This is a genomic window from Mycobacterium sp. 94-17 (assembly GCF_035617725.1).
Lineage (GTDB): Bacteria > Actinomycetota > Actinomycetes > Mycobacteriales > Mycobacteriaceae > Mycobacterium.
Map to the genome: position 1 here is coordinate 1 of NZ_JAPIYN010000067.1, position 884 is coordinate 884.

1 protein-coding gene is annotated in these 884 nt (G+C 70.7%); it reads right to left on the reverse strand.

Annotation, left to right across the window (positions count from 1 at the left end; genetic code table 11):
• Positions 1-884 (reverse strand): AMP-binding protein (locus tag OQ789_RS25640; protein ID WP_324689205.1); only part of this gene is annotated, 884 nt, incomplete at both ends.

Sequence of the window (884 nt, forward strand, 5' to 3'; positions counted from 1 at the left end):
CGCGGGCGACCACCACCGCCTGGGTGACACCCTGCAGCCCGGCCAGTGCGGCCTGGACCTCACCGAGCTCGATGCGATACCCGCGGACCTTGACCTGCTCATCGGCACGCCCCAGATACCGCAGCTGCCCATCAGCCCCCCAGCACACCAGGTCCCCGGTCCGATACATCCGGGCCCCCGGAACACCGGACGGGCACGCCACAAACCGCGACCCGGTCAACCCGGCCCGCCGCAAATAACCGACAGCCACACCCGCCCCGGCCACATACAACTCGCCGATCACCCCGGCCGGCACCGGCCGCAACCAGTCATCGAGCACCAGCAACGCCGCGCCGGGCACCGGCGCACCAATCGGCGCCACCCCCGCACCCGCCACCAACGGCGCGCTGCGCGCCGCATACACCGTGGCCTCCGTCGGGCCATAGGCATTGATCATCACCCGACCCGGCGCCGCCCACTGCTGCACCAACTCCACCGGGCAGGCCTCACCGGCCACCACCAGCGCCGCGCCCTCCAACCCCTGCGGCGAAAGCACACCCACCGCCGACGGGGTCTGACTGAACACACTGACCCGCTCGCCGGTCAACAACGCGTGGAAATCCTGCGGCGAGCGCGCCACCGACTCGCCCACCACCACCAGGCGCCCACCATGGAGCAACGCACCGAAAATCTCCCACACCGACACGTCAAAGGCATACGAATGCCACTGCGACCACACCCCGGCCACCGCCACACCCGCAGCCAACCCATCCCAAAGCCCGCCGACATTGCGGTGCGCCACCGCCACCCCCTTGGGCACACCCGTGGTGCCCGAGGTGTAGATCAGATACGCCAGGTCCTCGGCGCCCGGCGCCGCCAACCCGGTACTGGGCTGGGCATCCACC